The following is a 26,253-nucleotide window of genomic DNA, read 5'->3' as shown; positions in this document are numbered from 1 at the left end:
TATGCTTACAAAAATGAAAGGAGAAGGTATCAATGTCAAACGGTCGTGCTCTGACGGCTACTAGAAATAGTGGACCAGCATCAACATCTGTTGTAAAAGATTTCTTAGCACTAATAAAAATTGGAATCGTTAACTCGAATCTTGTCACAACGTTTACAGGGATGTGGCTGGCATTTCAATTTACTAGTAGACACTTCTTGCAAGAGCTTGATGTCATATTATTCACCATGCTAGGTGCGGCATTAATTATAGGTGGATCAGGCGCAATGAATAACTTTATTGATCAGGATATTGATCCAATCATGAAAAGAACAAAGGGTAGACCGACAGTAACGGGTAGATTTAAGCCGAATTTTGTATTGACTATTGCCCTCTCATTTTTAATTGTAGGTGAAATTTTGTTATTTGCGGCATCGTTTGCGGCCGGCATGTGGGGACTAGTAGGGATATTTGCTTATGTCGTTCTGTACTCAATGTGGTCAAAGAGGAAGCATGTTAGTAACACGGTTGTAGGAAGTATTTCAGGGGCGATCCCACCAGTTATTGGGTTTGCAGCGGTTGAACCTGCGTTAGGTCCTGGAGCACTTGCCCTATTCCTTATCATGTTTGTATGGCAACCACCGCATTTTTATGCACTTGCTATGAAACGTACTGAGGAATATCGTGCAGCTAATATACCAATGCTACCTGTAGTAAAAGGATTTAAACGTACAAAGTACTCAATGTTTTTCTGGATTCTTTTATTATTACCATTACCATTCCTTTTACCAGAGCTTGGTGTTGGCTTCTTAATTCTTGCCACTGCATTGAATTTAGGCTGGTTGATTCTAGCTTTTAAAGGCTTTACCACAAAAGATGATATGAAATGGGCAAATAAAATGTTTATCTATTCTTTGAATCATATGACCATACTATTTGTAGCCATCATAATTTTTGCGTTGTTTAGCTAAATTTAGGAATTCTTTCTTTTCCTAAAGAATTCATATAGACAGAACTTATTTCCTAGGTACACATGAAAAATACAACAAAGAAAGAGGGGTTTAATTAAGCTATGATGAAAGGGCTTAAAAAATGGCGTCTTTTTTCACTACTAGCAGTGATGATGGTTTTCCTTTCTGGTTGTGGTGAAGATTATATTTCTGCACTGAAACCATCTGGTCAAGTAGGTAAAGAACAATTCAATCTATTAATGCTAGCTACTGGAATTATGACGTTAGTTGTAGTAGTAGTATCCGTTATCTATTTACTTGCATTCTTAAAATTCCGCCGTTCAAAAGTTGGCGAAAACGTTATTCCTAAGCAAGTAGAAGGAAGTCACACTCTTGAAATAATTTGGACAGTTATTCCAATTATTTTATTATTAATCTTAGCTGTACCAGTCGTTACGGCTACTTACAAATTTGCAGATGTTGCTGCGATGGACGAAGTAGATGAAAACGGTGACAAAACAGCACTTACAGTAAATGTAACTGCAAATTTATATTGGTGGGAGTTTGAATACCCTAACCAAGGTATTGTAACTGCACAAGAATTAGTTGTACCAACAGGTCAAAAAGTTTACTTTAACTTAAAAGCTGCCGATGTTAAGCACTCATTCTGGATTCCTGCTGTAGGCGGTAAAATGGATACGAACGTTGAAAACTTAAACAAGTTCTATCTAGAATTCGATAAAGAATCAAAAGACCTTAAAGACGGCGTATTCTATGGTAAATGTGCTGAGTTATGTGGTCCTTCACACGCTCTAATGGACTTCAAAGTTAAAGCATTAAGCCCAGATGCATTCGACGCATGGGTAGCTTCAATGAAAGCAACAGATAAAAAAATGCCAGACAAAACTTCAGCTGATCTAGGCGAAGCAACATTTGCTAATAGCTGTATGGGTTGTCATGCTGTATCTGGTACAAGCGGTCCAGGTTCAAAAGGTCCTAACTTAACTACATTTGGTGACCGTAACCGTGTCGCTGGTTTCTTAGATCATGATGAAGAAAACTTAAAAGCTTGGATTAAGAATCCTGAGCAATTCAAGCCAGGTAACTTAATGATGAACCCAGAAGGTACTGCGCCGATTTATGGCGATTTATCTGACGAAGAAATTCAAGCTCTAGCAACTTATATCATGGGCTTATCTGTTGAGAAATGATTTTAACTTTAATGTAACAAACTTTGAGGGAGGTAAAAGTTGTGAGCTCATACACACAGAAAAAGGGCTTTGGAGCAACTGTCTGGGACTACATTACAACTGTTGACCATAAAAAGTTAGCAGTAATGTATTTATTAGCCGGTACATTGTTCTTCGCTATCGCTGGTTTTGAAGCGTTATTAATGCGTATTCAATTAATGCAACCAAATAACGATTTCGTCTCAGCTGGTTTTTTCAATCAATTATTAACAATGCACGGAACAACAATGTTATTCCTAGCTGCGACTCCATTACTATTTGCATTTATGAACATGCTTGTACCATTACAAATTGGTGCACGTGACGTAGCATTCCCGTTCCTTAACTCGTTAGGGTTCTGGTTATTCTTCCTAGGTGCAGTATTCCTTCACCTGTCATTCTTTATGGGTGGCGCGCCTGATGCGGGCTGGACGTCTTACGCATCATTATCTTTATATTCTCCTGGACATGGTATTGACTTCTATGTTCTTGGTTTACAAATTTCAGGGGCGGGTACATTAATATCAGGTCTTAACTTTATTGTTACGATTATTACGATGCGTGCTCCAGGTATGACATTCATGCGTATGCCATTATTCACTTGGACAGCGCTAGTATCAAGTGCATTAATTTTATTCGCATTCCCTCCATTAACAATTGGTTTATTAATGATGTTATTTGACCGTATGTTCGGTGGTAACTTCTTTGACCATACTATGGGTGGTAACACAATTATTTGGGAACACTTATTCTGGATCTTCGGACACCCAGAGGTTTATATCTTAGTATTACCAGCGTTTGGTTTATTCTCTGAGATTATCCCAGCGTTCTCTCGTAAACGTTTATTTGGATACTCTTCAATGGTATTCGCAACAATTTTAATCGGTTTCTTAGGGTTCATGGTTTGGGCTCACCACATGTTTACAGTTGGTCTTGGGCCAACAGCAAACGCAATCTTTGCTGTTGCAACAATGGCAATTGCCGTTCCAACAGGTATGAAAGTATTTAACTGGATCTTAACTATTTGGGGAGGATCTATTAAAGTTACAACACCAATGCTTTATGCACTTGGTTTCATCCCGTCATTCGTTGCGGGTGGTGTTACAGGGGTAATGCAAGCATCTGCACCTCTTGACTACCAATTACACGATTCTTACTTTATCGTTGCTCACTTCCACTACGTAATCGTTGGTGGTATCGTAACAGCGTTATTTGGTTCAGCACACTTCTACTGGCCAATTTTCTTCAACCGTATGTTAAACGAAACACTTGGTAAAATTACTTTCTGGGTATTCTTTATTGGATTCCATTTAACGTTCTTCGTTCAACACTTCTTAGGTTTAATGGGTATGCCACGTCGCGTATTCACTTACAGAGAAGGTCAAGGTTGGGATCAGTTTAACTATATCTCTACAATCGGTGCATTAATGATGGGTGTAGGGGTTATCTTAATGGTAATCAACTGCTTAATGTCAATCAAAGGCAAACCAGCAGGTCGCGATCCATGGGGCGATGGACGTACATTAGAATGGTCAATTCCACAACCAATCCCATTCTATAACTTCCGTCAAACACCACTTGTTCGTGGTTTAGATCCATGGTGGATTGAAAAGCAAGAAGGTAATAAAGAAATTACATTTGCTGAGCCAGTCGGTGATATTCATATGCCAAACAACTCAGCCATCCCATTTGTTATTTCTATGGGCTTGTTTATCGCAGCATTCGGTGCTCTTTATAATCAAGATGCAGATAAACCATGGTCAATTTATGTTTTAATTGCAGGTCTTGCAATTACATTTGGTGCTATGATTTTCCGTTCTGTTAAGGACGATCACGGTTTCCACTTACACAAAGAAGAAATTCTTGAAATTGAAGAACATCTTTACGGCAAAGGAGGAAATAAATAATGGATTTCAATACTAAATTTACTCCTCATACTTGGCCAGATCATCCTGAACAAGCGACGATGGAAGGGAAAAATAAAGTTGTTGGTTTCTGGATTTTCCTTGCCTGTGAAGTTGTACTTTTCGCGAGTTTATTCGCTACTTACCTAGCGCTTAAGAACAAAGGGCCTGCTGGCATGGAGTTCACAACACAAGGTTTATTTGAATTACCTTTAGCTTTCGCTATGACGATGTTATTATTAACATCTTCACTAACGTCTGTTTATGCCATTTACCATATGCGTAACTTTAACTTTAAAGCTATGCAAACTTGGTTTGGTATTACATTACTTTTAGGTCTTGGATTCTTAGGTCTTGAAATCTATGAATTCAATCATTATGTAGGTCTTGGTTTTACATTTGACCAATCTGCATTCTCAACTGCGTTTTATTCTTTAGTTGGTACACATGGTTTCCACGTAACATTAGGTCTTGTGTGGTTTGCTACGTTAATGCTACGTAATGCTAAGCGCGGTCTTAACTTATACAATGCACCTAAATTTTTCGTGGCTGCTTTATACTGGCACTTTATCGACGTAGTTTGGGTATTCATCTTTACAGTAGTATACTTGATGGGAGTGATCGGATAATATGTCTACACACGATACACCTATAGTTGCTAAGACACAGGCACAATACGAGTATGATCGTCATCATAATGCCGTTCATATGCGTAAACAAGTAATCAACTTTGCGATTATGATTTTCTTTACGTTCATCGCATTCGCTGTAGTTGCTGCTGATTTTTCTAAATACTTAGTATTACCGCTTATTTTATTGCTTGCTGGTGTTCAAGTTGTTCTTCAACTTTACGCTTTCATGCACTTAGAAGACAAAAAAACACACTTCGGTGGTGTAATTGGTTTCTTCATGTGGATGGGTATACTAATCGCATTTACATTCTTCTTAGCATTTTTAACAATTATTTGGTGGTAATCACCAAAAAGAAGCACGTTCTCTACTTAATGTAGGGGCGTGCTTTTCTTTTTAAAGTATGACTTGGGCAAAACGAGGAGTTGATTTCCGTTCCGACTGGGCGCTTTGTAGCTGCCGCTTCGCTTTCGCTACAGAAAACATTTGTTGCTGCCGCTTCGCTTTCGCACAGAGCAAAGCTTCCTGGGGGTGTCCGATGAGCCGCTTCGCTTCGCTGCAGGGTCTAGGGCCAACAGATGTCTTTTGCGCGAAAGCGTGAGTGCAACGAGCGGCAGCAGCACGATGTTGGTCACGAAGGCGTTATCACAGGATGTGATGCTTTTAGCCTTCGTTCCTCTATTGCTAATCCCCGAGGAGTCGCCCAGTCTCCACTCTAATCAACTGATTTACATAGCATGTTCCTCTTAAATGTAGCTTTAATTTAAGTGATAAGACGCGACTTTATCAAAAGAGTTTCGTCTGTACGAAAGCGAAGCGGTAGCAAAAACTAATGTACAATTACGTCACTGTTATAAGTCTATTCTGTTCAATTATGGTGCGTTGTCATAGCGTCCACTTTTGAAATGTTAAAATTAATAAAAATTTTACGCTACTGTTGATTGGAGTGGAAGGCTACTCGACTCCCGTGGGAAAGCGAGACAGACGAGACCCTGAGGCCAACACGATGTTGGTCACGAAGGCGTTGTCACAGGACGTGACGCACTTAGCCTTCGTTCCTTTAGCGGAGGAAGCGGCTCGTCGCCCGCCCACAGGAAGCTCTGCTCTGCGCGAAAGCGAAGCGTCAGCGACAAAGCGAGTAGCCTGGAACGGAAATCACTCTCACGCTATGATGATGAGCTAGCAAGAAATAATATATTTCATGTTGGGTTTATATACTTCGAATATTTTTTCTATAAATATGATAATCCTGTAAGAAAGGTAAACTATAGATAGTAATTTGTTCACCTTTCGTTCATTGCAGAATAAGTGTAAGCGTTCTATAATAGGGGTACTGAAGGTAAAGGAGTGCGTTCTGTATGCCACTTAGTATATTTGGTTTCCAAGCTTTATGGAGCCCATACTTAATAGGGGTTCTTGTTTTCATAACAGTCATCTATTTTCTAGTCACAACAAAGTGGCGCAAAGATTTTAAAGTAAGTGAGCCTTTGAAAAAGGAAGAGGCTATTTATTTTGTACTGGCAATGGTAACGATTTATATTATTAAAGGATCTCCAATAGATTTAATGGCACATATTATGTTTACGATGCATATGGTGCAAATGGCTATTTTATTGTTACTTGTACCGATTTTCTTAATTAAGGGAATTCCTTGGTGGATATGGAAAGTTGCGATTGAAGCACCGGTTGTTAAATCTTTATTTAAAGTATTTACACTCCCTGTCGTTGCGGTATTTGTGTTTATTGGGTTATTTTCTTTCTATCATTTACCTGCAGTATTAGACTACATTAAATTAAACGAAACTTTACATGGTACATATACATTTGTATTATTTGTTTCTGCTACTTTAATGTACTGGCCTTTGATTCAAAAGATGCCTAATAGTTCGCAAATGAAACCCTTGTATAAATTAGCCTATATTATTGCTAACGCGGTATTAATTACACCTGCGTGTGCGTTAATTATTTTTGCGCCAAACGCAATGTATGAAACATATACAAATGGTGATGCATGGCTAAAGGCAATGGAACTTTGTGTACCTGTTTCTACATTGTCTAGTTTATCTTTATCAGGACCAGAGCTCTTTACAAATATGACACCTGTTGCCGATCAGCAATTAGGCGGCGTTTTAATGAAGATTTTACAAGAGCTTATTTTTGGTGTATTACTTGGATCAATATTTATTAAGTGGTATCGTTCAGAACAAAAGGATCCTGATAAAATTACTGCTGATGCATTAAAAGAACATCAAAAGAAATGGGAAAATCAACAACAACAACATCAGTTGTAAAAAGAAACTTTAATTTGTATAAGGGGTTTTGTAAATGGAATTGCAAATTTTGCCTACTATAAGTACGTCATTCATCGTTATTAGTGCTGTACTTGTAGCTATTGGTTGGGGCTTAATTATAAAAAGAAAAGTAGAGGCACATAAAAAAGTAATGCTTGCAGCAGGAGTTGCAGCACTTATCTTCTTTATTATTTACGCTTCACGAACAGTCTTTATTGGTAACACAGCGTTTGGTGGTGGAGAAGATTTAAAGCCATATTATACTTTCTTCTTAATTTTCCACATTACTCTCGCAACTACTGGAGCAGTATTTGGAATTGTTAGTATTATTTCTGGCTTGAAAACTAATCTCAAGCTTCACCGTCGTATTGGACCGATTACAAGTATTATTTGGTTCTTCGTAGCTATTACCGGAGTTTTAGTATACTTTTTACTATACATTTTGTTTGAACCAGGTGAAACAACATCTGTCATTAAAGCTATATTAGGCTTTTAACCTTTTTAGCGGGTGTACCTGCTACTAAACATTTGCTGCTGACGCTTCGCATTCGCGCAAAACAACATTTATTGGCCTAAAACCTTCGGATGCAGCACAAAGGCGATTCTGCCGAGGCCTAATAAAATCTCCCTCCTTATTTTTGAGAAGGTGGGAGATTTTTTATGGATGTTTGATTAAATAGGGAAACGATAACAACAACGAGTAAAGGACCAATTAAAATACCGGAAAATCCAAACATTTTAAAACCGATAAACATGGCAATAAAGGTTGTTAGTGAGGAGAGTCCAACTTTATTTCCAATAACTCTAGGCTCAATCATTCGTCGAACTAAAAATTGCGCGATCGTAAGTACGACTAACATAACAGCATAAACGTATTCACCTGTAAAGGCTTTGTATATTGCCCAAGGAAGAAGCAAAATAAATGAATCTAAAAAAGGCACGAAATCTAAAATGACTAATAAAAGTGCTAAAATAAATGGGAATGGTGTTTTAAGAAAATAAAAGGTTCCAAAAGCTATAGCAAAAATGCAAATACCAATTAAAAATTGAGCTTTTACAAAACCAAATAAAGCAAGTTTTACGCGCTGTCCAATAAATAGTATTTTTTGATGATAGTGAAACGAAATAGGTGCAAACATTTTACGGTTAATATTCGGTAATTCTAAAAGAAACATATATAGTACAATCCAATAAACGAAAATATCGAATAAACGAGAAGTTATATACGTAAGGGAAGATGACCAAACATTTACATTTGTTAAAGAAAGAGCATATTTCTCGATTGAAGAGAGCGCTCGTGCTATCATAAGTTGAATTTGTATAACAAGATCTAAGGGCAAGTGATAAGTATAATTGGAAAGCTTGGATTGTGTTTGAATCCATAGTGCTGATAGCTGGTTGAGGTACTCTGGAATATGAATGATAAATGTCGAAAATTGTTTCCAACTTATAAATATAATGAGAATACATAAAAGTAATGTCACGCTTGAGAAGAACAAGAAAAAAATAGATGCAACTATTTTGCGTTTTTTTCGGAACCGTTTACTAATTCGTATGATGACAGGTTCCAATAATAATGCAGTTACGTAGGCAAGCAGTATAGGTAATGACAGAGATATAAACCAGAGAATTGCAATTCCGATAGTTATAACAATGATCGGATGGCGAAAAAAGGGGTGTTTTAAAAATTGTAACATTTATCTCACCTACATCATGTAAAAGATATAGTTAGTATGAGAAGAAATAAAATTTTTACTCAAAATAAAAAAGACTGGACCACCAGTCTTTTCAGATTTAGCTATTTTCACTGCATGTTATCGCCGATTTATTGTAAACCCTAATAAAAAAATAAAATAATTTCGTTGTTTAATCGACATCAATGCAAAATGACATAACTATCTAAAATTAAGCATGAATTTCAAAAGCTTCTAGGTCTAATTTAACCTTTTTTAATATTTCTTCACATTTTTTTACAAGATGAGCTGGATAAACTTCATCATCACCATACTCAACGCCGTGTGGATAATAGTACTTACCAAGTACTGGTTTCATTAATGTTAGAATAGCATCGTGTGCACCAACATCACCAGATTTAGCATATGAGAATACACGTAGATAATAACGACCTTCGCGAGTATCGAAACGCTTATCAAATGTCATACGTTCGTAATCCCAGCCGCCATCACATTCTAAACCGTTTTTTTTCATGACGCTTACAATAAGTTCTTGATCAGCTGTTAAATTTTCAAGGTTAGTATTTTCGAAATACATCTTTAATCCTCCTTTAGGTTCTCGTACAAAGTATACGCTCATTTTTATAATAGAGCATATTCGACATTGTTGCAATGACAACATTGTGTCAACCCAATTACAATTGATATAATAAATAGACTAATGTGATAAGAAGGAGTCATGTATGAAAGCTTTATTTCGCATTTTTATGGTATGTGCTGCAATTACATTAATTGGCTTTATGTTTTTTAATACACCGCGTGAAAACGAACCACTAAAAGGCCCGAATGCCAATTCAAATGTTATTCCCAAAACCGAATTAAAGCAGCCTGAAATGGGAGCAACGACACGTCCAAAAAGCGGGATGTCGACATTAATCGGTCAAGAAGCTAAAGTAGTTTTGGAGAAATATGGTGAACCAGTACGAAAGGAACCATCCTCCTTTGGATATGATTGGTGGATCTATAACTCCAGTCCTTCTACTTTTTTCATGGTAGGCGTTGACAATCACATTGTGACACAAGTTTACATTGCTGGTGAAGATTTGGATGCTTCTCCTTTTAAGGTTGGTCAGAAGCGCGATGAGATATACCGAATGACAATTATTGATTATGAAGTAACGGCGAATGTCGGTGAAAATATTTTCGTTTTCTCGATGAGTGAAGAAGATATGCAGACACGATTGCTTGTAAAATTTGAAGGGCTTTTTGCACAACTTTATATAGATAGAGAAACGGGTAAGCTACAAGGAATACGTTTTACTAATAGTAAAACCCTTGTTCTTCATCAACCGTATGAAATGACTTATCAAGGTGAGCTAGTAATACCAACACCACCATCTTCCTTTTTACAGCAGGAAATTAATGAAGCAAATGCTGCGCAGCTTGACGATTTAATAAATGTAACAAGAGTTCAACATGATTTAACACCATTAAATATTGATGATTCAATAGAAGAAGTTGCAAAAATGCATAGTGAAGATATGAAGGTGCACAATTTCCTCGCTCATGAATCACCAACAAATGGAGATTTAAAAAAGAGATTAGAAACAGAGGGAATCGAATATAGTGAGGCGAATGAAAACCTTGCGACTGATTATTTTGATGCGATTGAAGCAATGCATGGCTGGCTTAATTCATCTGAGCATCGAAATGTCATTTTAAATGATAAATATACGACAGTAGGATCTGGAGTATTTTTAAACTATTATACGCAAATATTATTAGAAACATCTTCACAGGGGCTGGATAGTGAGAAAGACTCTGAGGAACCTGTAGAAAATATTGATGAATCATCACCATAAATAAAAATTTAAGACTGAAGATAAACTTGGCGAAATCAAGTTTATCTTCAGTCTTTTTCAAATGTATTAAGTATTGAAAGCAAAATGTCACCTACAGAAGTCTCCCTCTTCTATAGGTGAGATAAGCACAATGATCGCCTACATTTTTCGTCACAACGTTACATACGCCGTCATATGATAGAGAACCGAAAGGGGGAATGAAGCTTGCAATTAGCGGAGCTATTAAAAGACTGGCCGTGTAGCGTAACTGGGGGATCTATTCGCACCATTATTACAGGAGTCGAGGATTATGCTCAGGCAGTAAAACCTGGGGATATTTTTATTGTACGTAAAGGTAAGAAGACATCGGGAAGTCGTTTTGTAAAAGAAGCATTAGCCCGGGGTGCTGCCGCAATAGTTTCAGAGGAAAGTATTTCAATGCCTATTACCGATCAAAATATTCCTTTTGTTTGGGTTCCAAATACATCCTTATTTTTATCGTATGCGAGTGCAAAGCTTTCAGCCTTTCCCGCAGAAGCATTAACAGTCATTGCAATTACAGGTACAAATGGTAAAACAACAGTGAGTCATTTCGTGAGCCAATTATTAAGAGCCCTACATAAAAACGTTGCAGTTATTGGAACTGTAGGATTTTTCATCAATGAACAGAAACAACAAACCGTGTATGAGCAATTAACTACATTGCAGGCGAAAGAGTTGCATCCGATTTTAAAGCAATGTGTACGAAATGGTGTTACACATGTTGTTTTAGAAGCTTCATCAATGGGATTACAGCAAAATAGACTTGATCATTGTGATATCGATTGTGGTGTTTTTTTAAATTTATCGGAGGATCATTTAGAAGATCACGGAGGACTCGAGGCATATAAGCGTGCGAAAAAAAGGCTGGCAGATTTATCGAAAAAGCTAGTGCTAAATGGAGATGATAATTTTTGCCGTTCCGTCGGTATTTATGATAAGAAAAAATCTTGCTCATTTGGCTTTGATAATCATAATGATTTACATATCCAAATTGTCAGTGAATCATTTGGAAGAACGGTACTTTGTTTACAAACATCATCGACTGAGCATATTGTGGAAATCCCTTTTGTTGGTAAATATCATGTGCAAAATGCCGTAGCCGCGTTGATGACTTTATGGCGCCTAGGTTTCTCAATTGAAGAGATAGCCGAGCATATGTGGTTGTTAAGGCTACCAGAAGGAAGACTTGAGAAAATAGACAATCCATTTGGAATTGATGTGTATGTAGATTATGCACATACTGCAGAAGCATTACAGGCTGTTCTGCAAACTTTTGATCGCTCGAAAACCCTTTATCTTGTATTTAGCTGTGGGGGGAATCGAGATAAGGCGAAACGTTTTGCGATGGGAGCAGTAGCTAGTAAGTATGCGGATGTCATTTTTTTAACAACTGATAATCCGCGTGATGAAGACCCAATTTTAATTAATGAAAGTATTATTGCTGGTTTTACTGAGCAGCAATATTATGAAATCTATCTAGATCGGAAAGTTGCTATTCATCAAGCATTAGCAAAGGCAGAAAAAGGCGATATTGTACTTGTTGCCGGAAAAGGGCATGAACAGACCCAACAAATAAAAAATCAAAAATTCCCTTTTTCCGATCAACAATGTATTCGAGATTACTTTTTAAATCTTATGTCTAAGGACGGCGTTGAATGACAAAGAAAGAACCAGTCGCAATAGCAAGTTTTCGTCCTGTCTCATCCTCAATATCACATTCCATCACAAGTGTCTGACGCCCTTTATGTACGAAACGTCCACGCGCAATAAGTTCTTTGTTGGTTGTTGTTGCAATATAAGAGATATTCATATTTGTTGTGACAACATTAAAGCCTTCTGGTACTGAACGTGAAGCAAGTCCTCCCATTGCTGCATCTGCAATTGTTGCAATAATCCCGCCGTGTGGTACTTTAATGGTATTATGGATAACAGGTGTAATGGGCATGCGAACTTCGCTAATTTCAGGCTCAAATTTGCCAACCATGTGTAAGGTAGCATTAATATAGCGTCGATGAATACCTTGTTGTTTATCGTGAAGGCCAGACAATAAATGTAGTAAAACATCCTCATCTTCAGCTGTACTATGCTGTAAAATCTCTGCAAGTAATTGTTCTATTTCCTTTTTAGACGATGGTGCCAATTTAAAAACTCCTTCATTTAAAATTATCAATAATGTAAAATTACCATAAAATCTGTTATGATGGAAAAGAGATTGGGGGAATTAAAAATGATGATGACCTCTGACTGGGCAATCATTTTGGATGAGGCCGATGCGCTTTGTGAGATGATTCTTTCCTCTGAACCTGCGAAAATGCTGCAGCAAGCATATGATGCTGTGTATAGCGATGTCCAAATAGTCGAAGCTATTTATGCATTTAATCGCATGAAAGAGCAGTATGAAGATGTACAACGTTTCGGAAAATATCATCCGGACTATCATACAATTATGAAATCGATTCGTCAGCAAAAGCGCGCACTCGATTTAAATGAAAAGGTTTCAGCTTTAAAAATTGCTGAGAACGATTTTCAAGATTTACTTGATGAAATAAGCTTACTTATAGGGAAAAATGTTTCAGAAGCGGTAAAAGTTCCTGTAAGTAATCCGTTCTTTGCATCAGGTTCTTCATGTGGTGGAGGATGTGGCTCAGGCGGTTCTTGCTCTTGCTCTGCATAAACAAGTTAATACTTTTTCTTAGACTGTATGCAAACTCGGGTGAGTTTCTATACAGTCTTTTTTTATACTACAGTCATAAACACCAGGGTGTAATTACTGCAGAAAAATTGTATAGTAAGTGCATAGGTGTTATAGAAATTAAAGGAGGATTAACAGATGAAGACTTATCGAATTGCCGTTATACCAGGAGATGGGATTGGTAAAGAGGTAGTACCAGCGGCGATAGAAGTTCTTGATAAAGCCGCTCAATTAGATGGCAGCTTTCAATTTGAATGGACTACATTCCCATGGGGTTGTGATTATTATTTAGAGACAGGTAAAATGATGCCTGATAATGGTATTGAAATTTTGAAAGGTTACGATCAAATCTTTTTAGGTGCTGTAGGTATGCCAGATTTAGTACCAGACCATATTTCATTATGGGGCCTACTTATTAAAATTCGCCGTGAGATGAAGCAAGCTATTAATGTGCGTCCAGCAAAATTGCTTCAAGGTTTACCTTCACCTTTACGTAACCCAAATGGCTTTGATTTTGTTGTTGTACGTGAAAACTCAGAGGGAGAATATGCGGAGAGTGGTGGCAGAATACATAGTGGACAGGATGAGGTGGCTATCCAAAATGCTATTTTTACAAGGAAGGGAACAGAGCGTGCCATGCGATATGCATTTGAAATGGCGAAAACTCGACGCCAGCATGTTACAAGTGCCACAAAATCTAATGGAATTACATACAGTATGCCTTTTTGGGATGAAATATTTGCGCAAGTAGGTAAAGATTACGAGAATATAGGACAAGTATCTAATCATATTGATGCTTTAGCTGCCTTTTTAGTAATGAAGCCAGAAAACTTTGATGTCATTGTTGCATCCAATTTATTTGGGGATATTTTAACAGACTTAGGTGGTGCAATTATGGGAAGTATCGGAATTGCTCCAGCTGCAAATTTAAATATAGAAAGACAATATCCATCCATGTTTGAACCAGTCCATGGCTCTGCTCCAGACATTGCAGGACAAGGTATAGCAAATCCACTTGGACAAATTTGGACAGGTAAAATGATGCTTGATTTCTTAGGCTATCATGAAATCGGTACAAAAGTGCTAAATGCGATGGAGGCAACACTAGCAGAAGGTATTAAAACAGGCGATTTGGGCGGAACAGCGACATTACGTGATGTAACGGATGCAGTATTACATCATCTACACTAAAGCAAAACTTTAAACAGTGGGGTTTTCTTCAGCCCCGCTGTTTAAAAATTAATTGGAATAATATAAATGAAACCGTAGGGAGAATATTCTTCCTTTTTTTTATGGGAAAATGTAAATTAGTTAAGCTAAATCATGAACTAAATTGTCTAATGTATAGAAGGGAGTGAGTTACATTATTCGTTTAATTAAAAAAGCCCAAAAAGGAAATGAAAAAGCCTTTTTAAAACTTTTTCAAATGTATGAAGCAGATATATATCGAATGGCGTTTGTTTATTTAAAGAATGAAGAGGAGGCTCTAGATATTGTACAAGAAACCGCTTATAAAGCGTTCGATAAAATTGAAAGCTTAAAAGAACCTGCGTACATTAAAACATGGCTTATTAAGATTACCATTAGTAATTCACTGAATCGTTTGAAAAAGTTGGAAAAGATTGTGCCTATGCAAAATGAATACATAGACAATATACAGTTTGAACAGGGTGACCATACCGTTAAAGTCTTGCTACAACAGATGCTAGAGGAATTAACAAGTGATGAAAAAGGAATTGTATTACTGAAATATTATGAGGGCTATACTTTTCAAGAAATTGCTGACACGCTCCAAATCCCATTAGGAACAGTAAAGTCAATTCTTTATCGTGCATTGAAAAAGTTACGTGTTCAAGTAGAGGAGGCAGATTTTTATGGATAAGTTAAAAGAGTCAGTAGAGTCGATTCCATTGCCGCAGGATTTACACAAAAGAGCGAAAATGGGTGTTAGCCAAGTAAAGAAAAAAAGGAAGAGAACATGGCTCATTCCATCAGTGGCTACCGTATTTCTAGCTAGCTCTATTACAGTTGGTGCTGCAATGAATGACAATGTAAAAAATTTGCTATGGCAAATTAGCCCTGAAATAGCTGCATTACTTCAACCAATAGAAAGTACTGTTGAATATGATGGAATAAAAATGGAGATCGTTTCAGCAATGCAAGATGAAGATATGGCAGTAGTGTATGTGACATTGCAGGATGTTGAAGGAAACCGTATTGATGAAACATTGGATATTTATGATTATTCCATATCAAAAGGACGGTCTTTTACTGTTGAAAGAATCGGTTATGATGCTACAACGAAAACAGCCTTAGTTCGATTTATGTCATTTAATGGGAGTAGTACAGATAATTTTAAGTTAAAAATCCGTTCTTTTTTAAGTGATAAATCAGTGTTAGAGGATGTAACATTCCCTCTAGATTTACAAGATGTTAAAGAACAACAAACAGAGTTTTTGCCAGATGGGACAATTCGAGGTGGAGCATCTCCTGAAGAGGATGTATATGTACTGCCTGCAGGTAAATTGAATATTCAACCCCAACTATATGACGGAATACGAATGACAAATATAGGACTTCATAATGATAAACTCTATGTGCAAATAGAGTGGCCAGCCAATAATGCGATTGAACACGGACAATTTTATTTGGTAAATCAAGCCGGGCAGAAGATTCATCCTATAGAGAGTTATTCCTATGGGAGAGATGAACAAGGAGCACCCATTTATGCTTATAATTATGAGGAAAATATATTTGATGTTAAGGATATCGATCTAGCTGAGTATGGGTTACAGGCCAAGATTTATACAGCTGGTCAATATGTGGAGGGTGATTGGGAAGCAACCTTTAAACTAAAAGAGATGAGTGGGCAGTCAGTGCCATTTGCTAAGAATTTTGGTGACTGGAAAGCGAAAGAGCTGAAGATTTCTCCGCTGGGTTTAACAGTCATAGGGGAAGGCGATGCGACAGAAACAGAAGAATTAACGGCTACAATTGTTAATAAAGACGGAAGTCATAAGGAATTGACAAGTTTAGTTTCTTTCACGGATGAAAATCAAGTAAAACTAAAGTTAATGTCAGAGGAACCATTAAAGCCCGAACAAATTAAATCCATTATAATTAATGGATTTAAAGTGGATTTTTAACATAAGAGGACGTTTCTAGTATCGGAAATAATGAATTATAGCTTGGTATGAGGGAAGTGCCATTATAGAAAATTCTTTGGAATGGAAGTATTCAACAACGTTTACAGAGTTATTTAATTTATGATGGTTAGTGTACTCTACATTCGGAGTGTAATTGGCTACTATTTAATAAAACGCAATACTAAATGTGCAGTTGGCTTTTGGGGATTAACAGGTGGTTTATGTGTTTTACTTAGTGGTTTAAGTTTTTAATTCACCAACTAGTGGAGGGAGAATTTTTTTCGGTTAAGTATAGCAGTTACCGTTATAGTATGGTTAAGAAAGTCAAAGCATTATCTGATGGCAAAAATAAAAAATTTGTAAAGAAATGTATTTAAAGTAACGAGTGTTTTATTTCAATAGGGCTCCCCATTTTTCATCAATCCCTAAATATATTATGGAAACAAAGCATGTTAAATTAAAAAACTGCATCCACTTGGATACAGTTTTATTTTTTTCTAATCAGTGTATCCCCAAGAGGGATGCCAACCACAACAACCAAAACCGTTAGAATAAGCAGTCCTTGAAAAATAAAATACGCAACTTGATCGAACATCGTATCTCTCCTTCTTTTTTAATAATTCCGACCTATTCTGTAACTAAACGAATAAAGAACAAAATCATTTGTGCTTTTAATAATATAGTTTACTTCATTACAACGTATGTATGCAGCCGTTATTTTTTATATTTTGTGATCTTCAACAATAGGACGCGGCTCTTTGGGGACAAATGCTTATCCTAAAAATGAGATTTTGCACCAAAATTCATCATATAGGGCAGCTGTCTTGTACCCGCTAATTATAATAGGTAGAGAATTAAAAAAGGTAAGGGCTGTTAAAAGAAGGCCCTTACCAATTAATGTGTTAATCATAATAAAATGGATCCTACTCTCCATTTTATTATTTTTGTTTTTGTAGTAATTCTACAGCAATATCAGGTCGATCTGTAATAATACCTTTTGCACCGTTGTGAATTAATTTATTCATTGTTGCTGCGTCATTGATTGTCCAATAATGAACAGGAATGTTTAAATTATTCAGAAACTGGATAAACTTTGGAGATTCCAGTGTGATTACTCCTGATTTAGGCGGTATCTGGAATACGTCTACCTTTGGATGATATAAATGTCCAAATTGGCTTGAGAAAGAGGCGAATGCTTTACGAATATCTGATTCACCTGCACCGAGCGCTACTTTATTTTGTGCATATAAATTAAAGCGATCGATTTGTTCACCGTAAAAGCTTGTGACAACTACTCGATTCTCAGCACCAAGCTCTTCAATTAAACGCCATAGTTTAGATGGCATTAAACTTCCTTCATACGTATCTGGTGCATCTTTAATATCAATATTTATTAACATATTTGGATAAGCTTCTAATAGTTCACGTAATGATACAACGTCTATTTTTTCATCTCGATAAGGATATTCCCCATCTAAATCTTTAAATTGATAACCGTGGTTTAATGCATTTATTTCCGCAAAAGTCATATCTGCAACAAGTCCATAGCCATCTGTCGTACGATCGACAGTATCATCGTGGAAAACGATAATTTCCTCATCTTTGGTTAGGCGAATATCTATTTCAAAGCCGTCAACACCTAGCTGTGCGGCTTTTTCAAAAGCAGGCATTGTATGCTCAGGTGCTAAATGAGCACCGCCACGATGTGCGAGAATAATTGGGTGATCAAATTGTAATGCTTGTTTACCCTCTCGTTGTTGAGGTTTAGAAATAGCTTTACTACCTGCCCAAGCAGCTGCACTTGCCGCTGCGATTGCAAGAGCAATCTTTGTTTTCTTACCCATATTTGTCCTCCTTAACAATTAAATTAATATAAATAGTACTGGCAATTTGACTTTTTCAGAGCAAAGCATCAGCTACAATTATGCCGATGCATAATTGATTTTTCAGTGAGCAATCTAACGTAAACTAGTACTCTATAACTTGCATAAGTGAATGTAAAACGTGTAGTCAAAGTTGTATGCTTTTCCATTATAACGGAAAATTGAGCGTTCTGTCAGCTAAACTCTGTTGCTATCATTTTCCGGTCTATGGTATTCTTTTATGTAAGAAATGAGGGGAATACTATGAACGAACGCCAAGGACTAATCGTTTACGTCCATCAATTAAAACATGCGAAGTCTCTTCGAAAGTATGGTCATGTTCTTTATATTTCTCGGAGGCAAAAATATGTAGTGATTTATTGCGAGCGAGAGGAAATTGAATCGATGACAACAAAACTACAACGCCTTCCATTCGTGAAAGACGTTGTAAAGTCTTATCGTCCATTTGTTAAAACTGAGTATGAAAATGCAAAACCAGATAAAGCGAAAGAATATGACTACAAAGCGGGTCTATAATACTATGTTAACGACGGAATATAGTGATGAAGTCTCATTATTCCGATCAAGTATTGATAAAATAGTTTTGATTCCGAAAATATAGAAGAGTGCTTTATTTCTACAACAACCGCTTTTCGATCTAGTCGTTTAATACTTTCTTCAAACATTTTTTGTCGCTGCGAAGGCTGCTCTTCATTATAAGGGATGCCTTCTCGACAAATATAAATCGGCATGAATTTACTTTCACCGACTGGTTTTAAAGCGACTGCTAAAGAGGCAACCTTTTTTTCTTCTTTAGTGGATGTTAGTATAAAGGCTTGGTGGAAGCGATCTTGATTGGTTTTCACTATTTCAAGTAGCTCATAAACATCACCATAGCCTTCACCTAATTCTATAAATTGTTGTGGCATAAAAATTGCACATCCTTTCCAATACACATAGTATCATGCTGCGGGAGGTCAAGCACATGAAATTTGCAATGAGTTTTTTTTCTATTTTAGCACTAATCATTACCGGAACGTTATTTTTTCAGTACCATGCTTATTCTTCTGACTTAGAGACAGGCAATGGCGAATTCCGTTATTCACAAGAGATAGAAATTGTCTATCGAGAAAATAGCTTGGATATTCGTCAACATTTTAAAAATTTACCCAACCAAAAAGTGAAGATAGAGTGGCCAGAAAATGCGATTAATCCTAGTTGCTTTATCGATAACGAAAAAAGTTGTGATCGCCTATCAAAAGAAGTCTCGTATTTTAATAAAGGGGAGACTAAATCACAATCTGTTTCATACATAATTCCAATTAAGGGTGGCTTACAAGATAAAATGCTCATCCAAAATGCTTTCGCCACATTAACGAATGGTGAATCATCTTACTCTGTTGTACATATTTCAACAGATAGTAAAACTGTTGGTCAGTGGGTAACGGGCTTGCCTTTAGTAGGTCAGCAAAAACTATCACTTGTTAACTATACAATGTTTAGTGGATATGGTACAGTCCGTGATATTTATTGGCAAACGGGTAATTTAAAAGTACAAGAGCAAACTCCTGTATTGTCTATTTATGCCCCGGGTGCTATTTCGAAAGATTTCTTAAAAGCATTGGAGAATTTTAAGTTTTTGAATGATCAACATATCGCTATTATTCAAGAAAAGAATCCAGTGAAAGAACATGATGACCGACTTTTATTTTTACCAGAGCTAACTGAACAAGCTGTTGAACAGGAAGTTATACTGTCGCAAATAAAGTCGCAATATAAGTTTAAAGATTCACCGACATGGTTGCCGGAAGTGGTGGCATCCTATTTAGTGAAAGATACGATTGGCTCAGATAAAGCTAAGAAAATCGTGAAGACGTTAAAAGAATATATGACAGCTAATCAAGAGTCGACGTGGCAGGAAGCTTTGAATAAACTTGGGGAAGAGCCGATTTCCCCTGCATCAATGGACGAGCTTTTATCCGAGGTATTAGATGCAAAAACATCTTATTTTAAGTTAAATGCTGCCCAAGAAAATGGCACATATCCACTATTATTTGAGGATGAACGAAGTGTTTACGTGAATGATGTTTTGAAAAAAGACGTTCGTGTAATACTTTATGAAGGGCAAGTATTATATAATGCTGATAAATTGTTACCTTATTTAGGCTATACTGCTGGTGAAGGTGAAAATGGGTATTATATCAATAGTGATAATCGTACCTTCCGATTCCCGAAAGAACCAGGATTTTATGTCTTTAATCAACGTAGATATTCGACGATTTCAGCACCGATTATTAAAATTGCCAATAATTATTATGTAGAAGAAGCTTGGCTACAACGATTATTTTTAGTAGAATTACAAAAAAGTGATGGTCGTATCAATATTAAGTTATTAACACAAGAACAAGAATAAATTTTTTGCAGCGGAGGTTCGTCTTTCGCTGCAAAAATGCTTTTATCTTCAATCAGCCTGTTGTTGCTGCGGCGACAACAGGGTTTTGACTGTGTGAAAGCGAAGCGACAGCATCAGCAACACCAACAATAATTAAGTCAAGGCGAAATTGATTTATGGAAAAAGAAAGTACGGTGATTTACCTATGAGAGTTGTAGCAGGAGAACGTAAAGGGATGCCTTTAAAGGCAATTGCAGGGAACACGACGAGACCTACAACTGATAAAGTAAAGGAATCCATATTTAATATTATTGGCCCATTCTTTGATGGAGGTACGGCGCTCGATCTATTTGCAGGGAGCGGTGGCTTAGGTATCGAATCTTTAAGTAGAGGGGCTGAGCACGCCGTATTTATTGAAAAAGATGCAAAGGCGTTCCAAGTACTACAGGATAACATAAAAAAATGTCGTTACGAGGATTGCTCTGAGCTTTTTCGTATCGATGCGAAGCGTGCTGTGAAAGCGTTATTAAAACGTGATATTACGTTTAAATTAGTATTTTTAGATCCACCATATCATCATAAAGAATATTATGACTTAGTGCAGATTCTTGTTGACAATGATAAAATTCAACATGATGGCATTATTTTATGTGAGCATGCAAAAGAAGTAGAATTACCACAAATATTTGGGGACTTTGTATTAAAAAGACAAGAAACATATGGCGGAACGATTATATCCGTGTATCTTCATTCGGAGGGTGTCTAAGACCCCTTGGACATTGATCGTTGCATAGAGGAAGAGGGAGAATAAGTTGTCAGAGAAGATTGCTGTAGTTCCTGGAAGTTTTGATCCAGTGACATTTGGTCACTTAGATATTATTAAACGGGCGGCAGATGTATTTGACACAGTTTATGTTGCTGTTTTAAATAATTCATCCAAGCAGCCGTTATTTTCAGTGGAAGAGCGCATGGCATTAATGGCAGAAGTCACTAAAACATTGCCTAATGTACGTATTGAAAGTTCATCGGGGCTATTAATAGACTATGCTAAGGAAAAAAAAGCAAAAGCGATTGTCCGTGGTTTACGTGCTGTTTCGGATTTCGAATACGAAATGCAAATTACTTCGATGAACCGTTTTCTTGATGAAACTATTGAAACGTTTTTCATTATGACCAAAAATCAATATTCATTCTTAAGCTCAAGTATTGTGAAAGAGGTTGCGAAATACGGTAGTGATGTTAGCGAGCTTGTTCCTGCTTGTGTTGTAGAAGCTTTGAAGGAAAAGTACTAACTTTTTTCAGCCCGTGTTCAAACGGCTGTACCTGTTGCTAAACTTTCGGTACAAGACATCCGCTGAAATAAGGGAAATCAGTCTAAGATCGCTACGCAAGCGACAGCAACGAGGCATAATTGTTAATAAACTAAAAGAGTGAGGCTGGGACAAAAACTAAAGCCTTAAAAAGCGCGGGAAATCAATTTTAGAAACGTTGATTTCCCGCGCTTTTTTGACGTAAAATTTAAAATTGGATTTAGGAATTATCATCATACTTTCTGCGAAACTAGAGTAGGGGAAATGATTGATGTCCTCTACTGTGCTTACTCGTCCAGTCTTTACTCCTAAACCTTATCTTTACTCTAAAGAACGATTATTTATTTTAAGAAAAAAAGAGCATAAATAGTGGGTACAATGATTATGCTAAGTAGGCGGAATTTTATATATGGTCGAACGGAAAGCTTGGCTGATTTCGCAATGACGAAAATTTGTAAATGAATGCTTATACTTTGCATAGTTAACAACATAACAACTAGTAATGGTAAATATGGGAGATCTGGAAATGCTGAGACGGTCATTTTAAGTCCATTTGTAACTTCAAGAATGGCTGCTATGGAAAGCTCGGCTGTATAGGGAAGTTTAGGTAGCAGTGAATCTAAGCCTTGCTGGACGATCGTCTGGATGGTAGTGAAAAAAATTATTGTAGTGCCAACTAATAGTATTGTCGGTGCTGTTTCTTTAATACTTTCAGAAAATGGTGCTGTATGCAAAGGTGTATTGTGTATGGAGATGCTAGGAGGATCCGTTTTACGAAATAAGAAATAACCAGTTATTAAACAGCAAATATTAAAACTATGTAGTAAACATAAAAACATCCATCCGAACGTATTACTGTGTAATAAATCAAGGCTTACAAAGCCTAGTACGAAAAGAGGACTAGGTGCGTGACATACGGCTAATAAAAAATTTGCTTCTTTTGGATGTAGTTGCCCACTGTTTTTTAAGTAAACAATCGTTGTTGCTCCAGATGGATACCCTCCGAGTGCGCTAATAATGTAGGCTTGTACGTATAAAGAAGCTCTTTTTGTTTTAGTTCGCATAGGAGCTGTTAAACGAAGAAGCCATTGCGTTAAAATAAGGTAAGGTAATAAATACGGGAAAAGGGCCTCCATAAAAAGGTTTAAACCTAAATCAGTACCGTTATGAGCAGTTTGTGGGAATAACAAGAGTAATAGAATAAGAACTATGCAAATCGCTATTTGAATTATCGCATACATGTTATCATCTCGTTTCAACTTTTTGTCATTCACATAGGCAAATGCTAAAATCAATATATGTAAAAAAGGCAAAAACATGAACGTATGGTTTTGCGAGCGTCCTAGGAGGTGTTTTTCTTTGAAGAAAAAAATTAGTATTTATGCAGTGTTAATAGTCGTCATTTGTTTTTTAATGTTATACCGACTAGACGCTTATATCATGAAGCCGGGAAGTGCTTACGATGTCAGTAAATTCGTTAACGTTGAAAATAGTCACACCGATGATAAAGGATCAATGAGCTTAATGACGGTGGCTATGCAGCAAGCAACGCCTTTTTCATATTTATGGGCGAAAACTCAAAAATATCAAAAACTAATGGATATTGAGCAAGTTCGAAATCCATTAGAGGATGAAGAGGAATATAATGTTCGACAGTTTAAATTAATGTCAGATTCTCAATTTAATGCAAAGTATGTAGCTTTTCAGAGGGCTGGTCTCCAAACAAAAATTATTTTTAATGGTGTTTTTGTATTAAATGTCCTAGATGGCGGTGCTTCGGATAATTTATTAAAAGCTGGTGATGAAATTATTGAGGTTGATGGACAAAAAATTAAAAATCAACAAACACTTGTAGATCTTTTAAAGCCAAAGCAACTTGGAGATAAGGTGACAATTAAATTTAATCGTAAGACAAAAGAACAAGAGGTAACGATTACATTAAAGGAAATCCCTAAATCAGAGGAGAAAAGGGCAGGATTAGGTATTACTTATACTGAAAGTAAATCTATTGAAACAAATCCAAGTGTGTCTATGAAAACGGAGGATATTGGTGGTCCGTCTGCTGGACTAATGTTTACCTTAGAAATTTTAGATCAACTTCTCGAAGAAGATTTAACGAAAGGTTATGCTATTGCGGGGACAGGTGAAATGCTGGTAGATGGCTCTGTTGGAAGAATTGGTGGAATAGACTATAAAGTCATTGCTGCTGATCGTGATGGTATGGAAATCTTTTTTGCACCAGATGATGAAATTACGCCAGAAATGAAAGCTAAATATCCTGAACTGGAATCTAATTATGCTACAGCAGTAAAGACTGCGAAAGAAATTGGAACAAAAATGAAAATAGTTCCGGTTAAAACTGTGGATGATGCAATCGCATATTTAAAACAGTTACAGCCGAAATAGGTTTTTACTGTAACGATGGTTAGTTTCCGTTGCGGCTGGGTTCTTTCCTGGGAGTGTCCAATGAGACCTTGAGCAATTAAAGAGGTTTGTCTAGCAACAGCGGCAGTACGAAGGCGTATTACAGGGAGTAGCTCCTAGCCTTCGTTCCTCTAATCGCTTACTTACGCTATGGAAAAAATGATAAAAAAGCCCGTGCTCAAAATTAATTGAGTAACCAGGCTTTTTTTGTTTATCTTGATGTTTAAAAATTTAACTTAATTCTCTGCTACAAGTTTTATTATTTCTCCTTCTTCATTAACTACGGCAATCGCTTTTAAAGTATCTATGTTGTTAATAGCATAAATTTTTGTTCCAACTGGATAAATATTTGAAGACAATTCTTTACTGTCTTGCTCTTTGTTGAGGTCGTATTTTACTTCGCCTAACTTTTCGCCAAGTTGGTTATTTTCTAAAACTTCTTCAGTCATAATGTAATGTGTATTATTGTACTTTACGAATTGAAATGCCCAAGAAGATGAAGAATTGCATCCTATTAACAAGAAAATGATCAAAAAATAATAACAAAATAAAGAATACTTCAAAGCCATACCCCCGAAGAATTTTTTGTGGTTTTCCATTTCTTAAAAACGAATCGGTGGTGTTTGATAATCTTTAGGAAGACTTTGCCTTTTTGTTCCTTGTTCTATACTTAAATTGTATACCTCTGCTGCATGTATATCTACAGCAAGCATAGCATCATCCATAGCAGCTACACGACTGATTAAAGGTAAAGGTATATCTTTTTTATGCATGCCTAAATATCGTTGTCCCTTCGTGCTCATACCAAGTAAACGTATGCTAGATGGGGCGTCAAAGCTTTGCAACTGTTCCTTTGTAAACCCAGTATAAATGTGTGTGAGCATGCGTTGAAGTCGCGTCCAAGTGTAGCGTTTTGATTTAATTTTCTCCATAAAGCTACTGAATGAATGACTTGTTTTCGCTGCTTTAATTAGAGCGTTTTCAATGCCTTCTGTTACTTCTGCATAGCGCGTAAGTTCGTGAGGTGTGTGACGAATAAGCGTAAACTGTAACAATGGCCAAAAAGTTTCCCAACTTGCAAATTCACCATGTTTTTCGTACCAATCCGCTAAATAATCAAACGATGCTTTAGGGAGAAAATCTTCCACACTTTGAAGCGTGTTGGTTGATGCTAGAGCCTTGCGTATTCCTGTGGCACTAGCTATGGATGCCCCTTCTTGCAAAGCGTCATGGTAGCCTGCAACAATGCGAGGGATCGTAAAAGGTTTAATGTTACTACCTAGAGTCGTGGCAGCCTCAATATAATGAAAACCAAGTATATTGTTTGGTTGTCCCAAATCAATGTATGCTGCAGGGAATTTTTGAGAAAGCTGTTCATAGGCGTAATGTAGACTTTTGGGATAGCTTGCACCCGTTTTAAGGCTTTCTTTAATAAGAGTGTTATAGTCAGCGCGATGATTATTAATGAGCTGAAACGTATTCATAAAGGGTTGAATGGAACCGTCTTCGCTTCCAAAGGCAAAAGAATCGCAACCAATTGCAGATAGTAAGGAAATTGCTCCTTTTGCGAAATCAGTTGCAGGTGCGGTACTATAAACGTAGGGTAGTTCAATGACAATATCAACACCACCTGCAAGAGCCATTTTTGTACGTGTCCATTTATCAACCATGGCTGGTTCACCACGCTGCAAAAAATCTCCACTCATGACTGCAATGGCAATATCCGCTTGTGCTACTTTTTTTGCCTGCTCCAAATGATAGGCGTGTCCGTTGTGAAAAGGATTGTATTCAACAACTATTCCGACTGCTTGCAAATTTAAGCCCCCTTTACCAATGTCATTTGCTTCTCGTTCTTACTTAGAATATAGAACGGTTTGGAGCAAATACA

General features: G+C 36.8%; 27 protein-coding genes. 19 read left to right on the top strand and 8 right to left on the bottom strand.

Annotated elements, in window-relative coordinates; translation table 11 throughout:
• Positions 1-32: 32 nt before the first annotated feature.
• The 7 genes from cyoE to ACIQ7N_RS10905 all read left to right on the top strand — a co-directional run bounded on the left by cyoE (position 33) and on the right by ACIQ7N_RS10905 (position 7,479).
• The gene (gene cyoE / locus ACIQ7N_RS10935; protein WP_132357632.1) at positions 33-950 is read left to right on the top strand and encodes a heme o synthase; all 918 of its coding nucleotides are present in this window, start codon (positions 33-35) and stop codon (positions 948-950) included.
• Positions 951-1,051: 101 nt separating this feature from the next.
• Positions 1,052-2,140 (top strand): cytochrome c oxidase subunit II, encoded by a 1,089-nt coding sequence (gene coxB, locus ACIQ7N_RS10930; protein ID WP_402931923.1) that lies wholly within the window; start codon positions 1,052-1,054, stop codon positions 2,138-2,140.
• A gap of 41 nt (positions 2,141-2,181) precedes the next feature.
• Complete coding sequence (gene ctaD, locus ACIQ7N_RS10925; protein WP_248718077.1) at positions 2,182-4,065, top strand: cytochrome c oxidase subunit I; 1,884 nt, start codon at positions 2,182-2,184, stop codon at positions 4,063-4,065.
• On the top strand, positions 4,065-4,691 hold the full coding sequence (locus ACIQ7N_RS10920) for a cytochrome c oxidase subunit 3 (protein WP_142507582.1): 627 nt from the start codon (positions 4,065-4,067) through the stop codon (positions 4,689-4,691). Before ctaD ends, ACIQ7N_RS10920 begins: the two co-directional genes overlap by 1 nt.
• Before the next feature lies 1 nt (position 4,692).
• Positions 4,693-5,037 (top strand): cytochrome C oxidase subunit IV family protein, encoded by a 345-nt coding sequence (locus ACIQ7N_RS10915; protein WP_402931921.1) that lies wholly within the window; start codon positions 4,693-4,695, stop codon positions 5,035-5,037.
• 1,013 nt (positions 5,038-6,050) lie between these two features.
• Positions 6,051-6,983, top strand: coding sequence for a cytochrome c oxidase assembly factor CtaG (ctaG, locus tag ACIQ7N_RS10910; protein ID WP_248718079.1), 933 nt, complete (start codon positions 6,051-6,053; stop codon positions 6,981-6,983).
• 34 nt (positions 6,984-7,017) lie between these two features.
• Positions 7,018-7,479, top strand: a complete 462-nt coding sequence (locus ACIQ7N_RS10905; RefSeq protein WP_402931919.1) for a DUF420 domain-containing protein — start codon at positions 7,018-7,020, stop codon at positions 7,477-7,479.
• A gap of 136 nt (positions 7,480-7,615) precedes the next feature.
• On the opposite strand, the gene ytvI is transcribed toward ACIQ7N_RS10905, so the two are convergent.
• Together ytvI and ACIQ7N_RS10895 are read right to left on the bottom strand one after the other, a co-directional pair.
• The gene (gene ytvI / locus ACIQ7N_RS10900; RefSeq protein WP_402931917.1) at positions 7,616-8,680 is read right to left on the bottom strand and encodes a sporulation integral membrane protein YtvI; all 1,065 of its coding nucleotides are present in this window, start codon (positions 8,678-8,680) and stop codon (positions 7,616-7,618) included.
• Between the two features lie 208 nt (positions 8,681-8,888).
• Positions 8,889-9,254 (bottom strand): YugN family protein, encoded by a 366-nt coding sequence (locus tag ACIQ7N_RS10895; protein ID WP_132357615.1) that lies wholly within the window; start codon positions 9,252-9,254, stop codon positions 8,889-8,891.
• A 145-nt stretch (positions 9,255-9,399) separates the two neighbouring features.
• Here ACIQ7N_RS10895 and ACIQ7N_RS10890 point away from each other — a divergent pair, with 145 nt between their 5' ends.
• Both ACIQ7N_RS10890 and ACIQ7N_RS10885 read left to right on the top strand, forming a co-directional pair.
• Positions 9,400-10,518 carry a CAP domain-containing protein gene (locus ACIQ7N_RS10890; RefSeq protein WP_402931915.1) on the top strand — a complete coding sequence of 373 codons (1,119 nt, stop codon included), beginning with the start codon at positions 9,400-9,402 and terminating at the stop codon, positions 10,516-10,518.
• Between the two features lie 204 nt (positions 10,519-10,722).
• Positions 10,723-12,198 (top strand): UDP-N-acetylmuramoyl-L-alanyl-D-glutamate--2,6-diaminopimelate ligase, encoded by a 1,476-nt coding sequence (locus ACIQ7N_RS10885; protein WP_132357611.1) that lies wholly within the window; start codon positions 10,723-10,725, stop codon positions 12,196-12,198.
• Here ACIQ7N_RS10885 and ACIQ7N_RS10880 read toward each other — a convergent pair.
• Positions 12,179-12,679 carry a PaaI family thioesterase gene (locus tag ACIQ7N_RS10880; RefSeq protein ID WP_402931913.1) on the bottom strand — a complete coding sequence of 167 codons (501 nt, stop codon included), beginning with the start codon at positions 12,677-12,679 and terminating at the stop codon, positions 12,179-12,181. The two genes, ACIQ7N_RS10885 and ACIQ7N_RS10880, sit on opposite strands and share 20 nt — an antisense overlap.
• An 87-nt stretch (positions 12,680-12,766) precedes the next feature.
• On the opposite strand from ACIQ7N_RS10880, the gene ACIQ7N_RS10875 reads away from it, so the two are divergent.
• From ACIQ7N_RS10875 to ACIQ7N_RS10855, 5 genes are all read left to right on the top strand, one after another.
• Entirely contained in the window at positions 12,767-13,213 is a 447-nt protein-coding gene (locus ACIQ7N_RS10875) for a YlbF/YmcA family competence regulator (protein ID WP_132357606.1), read from the top strand.
• A 156-nt stretch (positions 13,214-13,369) separates the two neighbouring features.
• On the top strand, positions 13,370-14,422 hold the full coding sequence (locus tag ACIQ7N_RS10870) for a tartrate dehydrogenase (RefSeq protein ID WP_402931911.1): 1,053 nt from the start codon (positions 13,370-13,372) through the stop codon (positions 14,420-14,422).
• Between the two features lie 163 nt (positions 14,423-14,585).
• The gene (locus ACIQ7N_RS10865) at positions 14,586-15,113 is read left to right on the top strand and encodes an RNA polymerase sigma factor (protein ID WP_274067366.1); all 528 of its coding nucleotides are present in this window, start codon (positions 14,586-14,588) and stop codon (positions 15,111-15,113) included.
• Positions 15,106-16,377, top strand: coding sequence for a hypothetical protein (locus tag ACIQ7N_RS10860; protein WP_402931908.1), 1,272 nt, complete (start codon positions 15,106-15,108; stop codon positions 16,375-16,377). Before ACIQ7N_RS10865 ends, ACIQ7N_RS10860 begins: the two co-directional genes overlap by 8 nt.
• A 34-nt stretch (positions 16,378-16,411) precedes the next feature.
• Positions 16,412-16,501 carry a DUF4306 domain-containing protein gene (locus tag ACIQ7N_RS10855; RefSeq protein ID WP_402931986.1) on the top strand — a complete coding sequence of 30 codons (90 nt, stop codon included), beginning with the start codon at positions 16,412-16,414 and terminating at the stop codon, positions 16,499-16,501.
• 814 nt (positions 16,502-17,315) lie between these two features.
• Here the strand turns inward: ACIQ7N_RS10855 and ACIQ7N_RS10850 are convergent.
• On the bottom strand, positions 17,316-18,221 hold the full coding sequence (locus ACIQ7N_RS10850; RefSeq protein ID WP_402931907.1) for a glycerophosphodiester phosphodiesterase family protein: 906 nt from the start codon (positions 18,219-18,221) through the stop codon (positions 17,316-17,318).
• 282 nt (positions 18,222-18,503) lie between these two features.
• Between ACIQ7N_RS10850 and ACIQ7N_RS10845 the strand changes: the two genes are divergently transcribed.
• The gene (locus ACIQ7N_RS10845) at positions 18,504-18,776 is read left to right on the top strand and encodes a YlbG family protein (protein ID WP_132357596.1); all 273 of its coding nucleotides are present in this window, start codon (positions 18,504-18,506) and stop codon (positions 18,774-18,776) included.
• Positions 18,777-18,778: 2 nt separating this feature from the next.
• Here ACIQ7N_RS10845 and ACIQ7N_RS10840 read toward each other — a convergent pair whose 3' ends face one another.
• Positions 18,779-19,168 (bottom strand): DUF7147 family protein, encoded by a 390-nt coding sequence (locus tag ACIQ7N_RS10840; protein WP_132357594.1) that lies wholly within the window; start codon positions 19,166-19,168, stop codon positions 18,779-18,781.
• 56 nt (positions 19,169-19,224) lie between these two features.
• On the opposite strand from ACIQ7N_RS10840, the gene ACIQ7N_RS10835 reads away from it, so the two are divergent.
• The 3 genes from ACIQ7N_RS10835 (at position 19,225) to coaD (ending at position 21,923) form a co-directional block, all read left to right on the top strand.
• The gene (locus ACIQ7N_RS10835) at positions 19,225-20,652 is read left to right on the top strand and encodes an RNA polymerase II (protein WP_402931905.1); all 1,428 of its coding nucleotides are present in this window, start codon (positions 19,225-19,227) and stop codon (positions 20,650-20,652) included.
• A gap of 184 nt (positions 20,653-20,836) precedes the next feature.
• Positions 20,837-21,397, top strand: a complete 561-nt coding sequence (rsmD, locus tag ACIQ7N_RS10830) for a 16S rRNA (guanine(966)-N(2))-methyltransferase RsmD (protein ID WP_132357590.1) — start codon at positions 20,837-20,839, stop codon at positions 21,395-21,397.
• Between the two features lie 46 nt (positions 21,398-21,443).
• Complete coding sequence (coaD, locus tag ACIQ7N_RS10825) at positions 21,444-21,923, top strand: pantetheine-phosphate adenylyltransferase (RefSeq protein ID WP_132357588.1); 480 nt, start codon at positions 21,444-21,446, stop codon at positions 21,921-21,923.
• Positions 21,924-22,282: 359 nt separating this feature from the next.
• On the opposite strand, the gene ACIQ7N_RS10820 is transcribed toward coaD, so the two are convergent.
• The gene (locus ACIQ7N_RS10820) at positions 22,283-23,182 is read right to left on the bottom strand and encodes a hypothetical protein (protein ID WP_323652862.1); all 900 of its coding nucleotides are present in this window, start codon (positions 23,180-23,182) and stop codon (positions 22,283-22,285) included.
• Between the two features lie 118 nt (positions 23,183-23,300).
• Between ACIQ7N_RS10820 and ACIQ7N_RS10815 the strand changes: the two genes are divergently transcribed.
• Entirely contained in the window at positions 23,301-24,347 is a 1,047-nt protein-coding gene (locus ACIQ7N_RS10815) for a SepM family pheromone-processing serine protease (RefSeq protein ID WP_402931902.1), read from the top strand.
• 254 nt (positions 24,348-24,601) lie between these two features.
• On the opposite strand, the gene ACIQ7N_RS10810 is transcribed toward ACIQ7N_RS10815, so the two are convergent.
• On the bottom strand, positions 24,602-24,928 hold the full coding sequence (locus tag ACIQ7N_RS10810; RefSeq protein ID WP_402931901.1) for a hypothetical protein: 327 nt from the start codon (positions 24,926-24,928) through the stop codon (positions 24,602-24,604).
• A 39-nt stretch (positions 24,929-24,967) separates the two neighbouring features.
• Positions 24,968-26,179, bottom strand: coding sequence for a nucleotidyltransferase (locus ACIQ7N_RS10805; RefSeq protein ID WP_402931899.1), 1,212 nt, complete (start codon positions 26,177-26,179; stop codon positions 24,968-24,970).
• Positions 26,180-26,253: the final 74 nt, after the last annotated feature.

The organism is Lysinibacillus sp. NPDC095746, from assembly GCF_044763535.1.
In the GTDB taxonomy this organism is placed as follows: Bacteria; Bacillota; Bacilli; order Bacillales_A; family Planococcaceae; genus Lysinibacillus.
This window is presented reverse-complemented; position numbering and strand designations above follow the sequence as displayed.

What these genes read in the sequence shown, in the direction of transcription:
- cyoE (WP_132357632.1), top strand. Translation starts at nt 33, where the DNA reads ATGTCAAACGGTCGTGCTCTGACGGCTACTAGAAATAGTGGACCAGCA.
- coxB (WP_402931923.1), top strand. Translation starts at nt 1,052, where the DNA reads ATGATGAAAGGGCTTAAAAAATGGCGTCTTTTTTCACTACTAGCAGTG.
- ACIQ7N_RS10920 (WP_142507582.1), top strand. Translation starts at nt 4,065, where the DNA reads ATGGATTTCAATACTAAATTTACTCCTCATACTTGGCCAGATCATCCT.
- ACIQ7N_RS10915 (WP_402931921.1), top strand. Translation starts at nt 4,693, where the DNA reads ATGTCTACACACGATACACCTATAGTTGCTAAGACACAGGCACAATAC.
- ctaG (WP_248718079.1), top strand. Translation starts at nt 6,051, where the DNA reads ATGCCACTTAGTATATTTGGTTTCCAAGCTTTATGGAGCCCATACTTA.
- ACIQ7N_RS10905 (WP_402931919.1), top strand. Translation starts at nt 7,018, where the DNA reads ATGGAATTGCAAATTTTGCCTACTATAAGTACGTCATTCATCGTTATT.
- ytvI (WP_402931917.1), bottom strand. Translation starts at nt 8,680, where the DNA reads ATGTTACAATTTTTAAAACACCCCTTTTTTCGCCATCCGATCATTGTT.
- ACIQ7N_RS10895 (WP_132357615.1), bottom strand. Translation starts at nt 9,254, where the DNA reads ATGTATTTCGAAAATACTAACCTTGAAAATTTAACAGCTGATCAAGAA.
- ACIQ7N_RS10890 (WP_402931915.1), top strand. Translation starts at nt 9,400, where the DNA reads ATGAAAGCTTTATTTCGCATTTTTATGGTATGTGCTGCAATTACATTA.
- ACIQ7N_RS10875 (WP_132357606.1), top strand. Translation starts at nt 12,767, where the DNA reads ATGATGATGACCTCTGACTGGGCAATCATTTTGGATGAGGCCGATGCG.
- ACIQ7N_RS10870 (WP_402931911.1), top strand. Translation starts at nt 13,370, where the DNA reads ATGAAGACTTATCGAATTGCCGTTATACCAGGAGATGGGATTGGTAAA.
- ACIQ7N_RS10860 (WP_402931908.1), top strand. Translation starts at nt 15,106, where the DNA reads ATGGATAAGTTAAAAGAGTCAGTAGAGTCGATTCCATTGCCGCAGGAT.
- ACIQ7N_RS10850 (WP_402931907.1), bottom strand. Translation starts at nt 18,221, where the DNA reads ATGGGTAAGAAAACAAAGATTGCTCTTGCAATCGCAGCGGCAAGTGCA.
- ACIQ7N_RS10845 (WP_132357596.1), top strand. Translation starts at nt 18,504, where the DNA reads ATGAACGAACGCCAAGGACTAATCGTTTACGTCCATCAATTAAAACAT.
- ACIQ7N_RS10840 (WP_132357594.1), bottom strand. Translation starts at nt 19,168, where the DNA reads ATGCCACAACAATTTATAGAATTAGGTGAAGGCTATGGTGATGTTTAT.
- ACIQ7N_RS10835 (WP_402931905.1), top strand. Translation starts at nt 19,225, where the DNA reads ATGAAATTTGCAATGAGTTTTTTTTCTATTTTAGCACTAATCATTACC.
- rsmD (WP_132357590.1), top strand. Translation starts at nt 20,837, where the DNA reads ATGAGAGTTGTAGCAGGAGAACGTAAAGGGATGCCTTTAAAGGCAATT.
- ACIQ7N_RS10820 (WP_323652862.1), bottom strand. Translation starts at nt 23,182, where the DNA reads ATGTATGCGATAATTCAAATAGCGATTTGCATAGTTCTTATTCTATTA.